The 4,486-nt window shown below is 68.7% G+C and carries 4 protein-coding genes and 1 pseudogene; all 5 read left to right on the top strand.

All coding sequences use genetic code 11. From position 1 onward, the window contains the following. Window positions 1-398, top strand: a pseudogene (locus A9X05_RS31810) (TetR/AcrR family transcriptional regulator); the annotation flags it as partial. After that, a complete protein-coding gene (locus A9X05_RS24715; protein ID WP_067784630.1) occupies window positions 395-2,212 on the top strand; it encodes an alpha/beta fold hydrolase in 1,818 nt (605 codons plus the stop codon). The pseudogene A9X05_RS31810 and the gene A9X05_RS24715, both read left to right, overlap by 4 nt. Before the next feature lie 132 nt (window positions 2,213-2,344). Continuing rightward, window positions 2,345-3,481: a serine/threonine-protein kinase gene (locus tag A9X05_RS24710; RefSeq protein ID WP_067784633.1), complete on the top strand. Its 1,137-nt coding sequence runs from the start codon at window positions 2,345-2,347 to the stop codon at window positions 3,479-3,481. 7 nt (window positions 3,482-3,488) lie between these two features. Continuing rightward, the gene (locus A9X05_RS24705) at window positions 3,489-3,878 is read left to right on the top strand and encodes a hypothetical protein (RefSeq protein WP_156736955.1); all 390 of its coding nucleotides are present in this window, start codon (window positions 3,489-3,491) and stop codon (window positions 3,876-3,878) included. Between the two features lie 78 nt (window positions 3,879-3,956). Next, window positions 3,957-4,486 (top strand): serine/threonine-protein kinase (locus A9X05_RS24700; RefSeq protein WP_156736952.1); only part of this gene is annotated, 530 nt, incomplete at its 3' end.

Raw genomic sequence — 4,486 nt, 5'->3', positions numbered from 1 at the left:
CGGCGGCGACGCGGCTGCCGGGGCGGCTGTCGGTGCGCGAGGGCCTGACCGAGGCGGCCGGGCTGATGTACGCCTTGTTCATCGACAACATCGACGCGGTCACGTTCATGGTCGAGTTCGCCGCGGCGGCCAACCACAACGAGTTCCTGCGGGTCGCGTATGTCGACTATCGCGATACCCAACGCCGGCAGCTCGGCGAGGCGCTGCGCCGCATCGCCGGTGACGACGTGCCGCAGCGCTTGATCGACGAGTCGGTGCGCCTCTTCGAAACCGTGCTGCTGGGCATGTCGATGCAGCGGCCGTTCGTTTCGGACACCTCGGCCTTCCGTCGCGACTTCGACGTGTTCGCCCAACTGCTCGCGGCCCGCATCACCGAAGGATTGGAACCCAGGCGATGACCCCGAACCTCACCGATCAACCGATGGTCGAAGACGCGGTGACCGGATCCGGCGGCAAACGAATCTTCGTGCGCCGCTACGACAACCCCACCGCCGACTACGTGTTGGTGCTGGTGCACGGCACCGCCGGCAACAGCGAGAGCTACGACGCGTTCGCCGAGCACATGCGCCGGAACTTTCCGGCGGCCGTCTATTCGTTCGACCTGACCGGCCACGGCCGCACCGAAGGGGAGCCGGGCGTGTTCAGCTTCGAGGACTTCCTCGAAGACACCAGGGCGGTAACCGATTACGCGGCGCGGCGTACGTCCCTCCCGGTCGTCCTGCACGGCGCCAGCCAGGGCGGGGAAGTCGCGTTCCACGCGCTCGACGCGTGCCCGGCCGTGACGGCCGGCGTGTGCATGAACATCCTGTTGAACCACGAGGCGCCGATGAGCCCGGCGATCCGATTGTTCCGGTCGCGCCCGGCGAAGTGGGCGGCCAAGACGTTCGGCGATCGGCTGCGGGTCCCATTACGACGCGTCATCGACTTCGAGGCCGCCTACCAGGAAGACCCCGGGCTACTCGACGCCAAGAAGAAGGACCCGTTCTACGTCTGGCGGTACGGGCTCAAGAGCTACCACTCGGTGTTCAACTACGTTCCGCCAAAACCCGCCGCCGCCAACACGAAACCCGTCCTCATCACCTGCGGGGAGCACGACGAGATCGTCGGCGCCGAGCACTGCCGGGCATGCTTCGAGCGGATCGGCGGCACCAAGGACTTCTTCATGATGCCCGGCGGCGGGCATCAGCTGATGCTGTTCGACACGGTCGTCTACAGCCGGGTGATCGACTCGTGGATCCGGGAACGCGTGCTCGGGCACGCGCAGTCGTGGGAGGCGCCGATCGAGCCCGAGGAGCGGCGCTACTTCGAGTTCCTCGATCGCGAACGGGCCAACGACACGAAAGGCGAGCCCGAGTACCACTATTCGCTGATCGATCGCGCGCTGATGCGGATCAGCAACGGCACGATCGAGCGCGGGGTGCGCTACTTCTCCAATGCCGAGGTCAGCGAACAGTGGCGCTTCACCGCGGACCTCGTCGGCGAAATCGACTACGCCGCATGGGACTTCCTGCGCCACTATCTTCCTGCGGTAGAGGGCCCGAGGATGGCGGTGGTCGGTTGCGGCGGCGGCGGGGCTATCGAGGGATTGCTCAACCGCGATCCGCGACTAAGCGATTGGGACATCGTGGGCATCGACGTCGACTACAAGTCGATCGACGCGGCCCGCAAGCGTTTTGCCGGCAAGCCGGGGGTGAGCTTCGTCGTCGGCGACGCGCGTGACCCACAGGTGTTGGGGGCCGATCGATTCGACCTGGTTTACCTGCATGGGGTGCTCGACCACTGCACCGAGCACCGCCGCTTGGTGGACAGCGTGTTTCGCGCGCTGAGGCCGGGCGGCCGGATGTTCTATGTCGCGCCCGATCGCAACGTGTGCACGTGGCTGTGTTTCGTGACGGTCGGGCCGTTGTTCGTGTTCGGTCTGCACAAGCCGAACCATGACTTTCGGCGATTCCCCCGCCCCGCCGAATTGAACGCGGTGCTCGAGCAGGCCGGGTTCGAGCTACTGCCCCGGCGAGGCCGGCGGGACGCCCCCGCCATGGTCGGGGTCGAATACAAGTCGGGGATGAATCCGTTTCCCGTCAAGAAGTCGGTGCGCGATCGCGCCCTGGGTGAGGAGATCTTCGAGCACACCGAGCCCAGGTGGTGGCTGGGGAACGGCTTCGTCGGGGAGTTTGCGGGGGTGGCCCAGAAACCCTTGTTGAACGCCTGTTGAGCAGCGGGTTTCGATTCCCGATTCTGTGGTTATCCGGAACCAGCAGGGCAGTCAGCTTTCCGACAGGAGATCGACACGGACCTCCAAGGAACTCAGTCCTACCGCGGCCAGGGCAGTAACGGAGTGCTCCTGGTGCCGGGCGGTCTCCTTGGCGACGGCCGGTACGAGCTGCGTGGCGTCCTGGGCCGTGGTGCGATGGCCGAGGTTCGCGAGGGGTGGGACCGGAAGCTCAACCGCCCCGTCGCCATCAAGCTGCTCTACCCCGGGGTGGCCGACCGGCCGGACAACCGTTCGCGGTTCGACACCGAGGCGCGCGTCGCCGCGCGGCTGACCGGGAGGCACGTCGTGGTGGTGCACGACGTCGGCGAGCACTACGGGTTGCCGTTCATCGTCATGGAGCGGCTACCGGGAGTGACGCTGGCCGACCACATCGCCCGCGGGCCGCTGCCGGTGCCCTTCGTGCACGCCGTCCTCGACGGTGTCCTGGACGCCCTTGCCGAGGCGCATCAGGCCGGCATCCTGCACCGCGACGTCAAGCCCGGCAACATCCTGTTCACCGCCGCGGGGGAACCCAAGCTCGCCGACTTCGGCATCGCCAAGACCTCCGGCGCCGCCTACACCAGGGCGGGCGAGGTCGTCGGCAGCATGGCCTACCTGAGCCCCGAGCGGCTGACGTCCAAGCCGGCCACGGTGCTCGACGACCTGTACTCCGTCGGCGTGGTGGGTTACGAGGCGCTGACGGGGCGGCGGCCGTTCCCGCAGGAGGACCTGGGCGCGCTGGCGCGCGCGATCCTGCAGGAGTCGCCGCCGCCGCTGGCCACGCTGCGTCCGGACGTGCCCCCGCCGCTCGCCGCCGCGATCGAGCGCGCGATGGCCCGCGACCCCGCCTGGCGGTTCGACCAGGCGGGTGCCATGCGGGCCGCGCTGGTCGGCGCCCCGCCGCCGGTGATGCCCACCGGCACCCGCGTGATGGAAGCCCCGCCGCCCGCCGTGCTGACCTACACGCCCGCGCGGCTGGAGCCGGACAGCCCCCGGCGCAAATGGTGGATCGCGGCGATCGCGGCGGCCTTCCTGTTGGCACTCCTCCTGCTGGCGATCGATCCGCCGTTCTCGGCGCCACCGCCGACGCCCACGACGACGACCACCACGCCGGCCCCGCCCCCGACGACCGCCACCGCCACCACCACACCCACGAGCACCCCGCAGCCGGCGCCCCCGCCGGGTCCGCCAGGTCACGGGGGCCCTAAGCACAAAGGTCACGGCGGCTGACGTCGATATGGGATCGGTAGCCGCCCGGCTGGCGTGTGATTGCGGCATGAACATGAAGTGGATGGCCGGCGCGCTGCTGACGGCCGGCATCGGTGTGGGGCTGACCGCGGGCGTCGCGCAGGCCGACCCGTACGGCCACGTCGGCGGCAACTGCCCGGCGGGGCACACCTGCGGCCAGTGGTGCCCGGGCGAGCGCATCCCGGACAACTTCATCAACTGGAACATGGGCGTGTGCCACCTCTATTACTACGATTACCGTGGCGTGGTCGACGCCGACACCGGTGCCGTCTACGGGTGGCCGAGCGGCCCGATCAATGCCACCCCGCACCCGCGGCCGCCCGGACCGCCCAATTTCAACTGCGGCTTGTTCTGGTGCCCGGTGCCCCCGCACGCGTGAGCCGCCGCACGTTAGGTCGGCGCCCATTCGGGGAACCCGCCGGGCTGGACCTTTACGACCTAGCGAAAGGACTGCCCATTGACCTCGCGGCTTGGCACCCGGTTCGGTCCCTACGAGCTGCGATCGCTGATCGGAGCGGGTGTGACGGGCGAGGTCTACCGCGCGCACGACACGGTTAGAGACCGGACGGTCGCGGTCAAGCTGGTTTCCGCCGACATCGCCGCGGAACCCGGCTTCCAGCAACGCTTTCGACAGGACTGCGGTGTCGCTGCGCTGTTGGAGGAGCCGCATGTCATCCCGGTGCACGACTTCGGTTCGATCCACGGGGTTTGTTACGTCGACATGCAGCTGGTCGACGGCGGCAGCCTCAGGGATCTGCTGCGCGAGCGGGGGCCACTGGAAGCGTCGCGTGCCGCGTCGATCGTCGCGCAGGTCGCGCTAGCGCTGGACGCCGCGCACGCCGCCGGGCTGGTGCATTTGGCTGTTCGGCCCGAAAACGTGCTGCTGACCCCGGACCACTTCGTGTATCTCGTCGACTTCGGTCTCGGGCACGGCGACCCGTCGCGGGTGTATATGGCGCCCGAGCGGTTCACCACCGGCCGGGTCGG

It is taken from the genome of Mycobacterium sp. E3298 (assembly GCF_001666895.1).
In the GTDB taxonomy this organism is placed as follows: domain Bacteria; phylum Actinomycetota; class Actinomycetes; order Mycobacteriales; family Mycobacteriaceae; genus Mycobacterium.
This window is presented reverse-complemented; position numbering and strand designations above follow the sequence as displayed.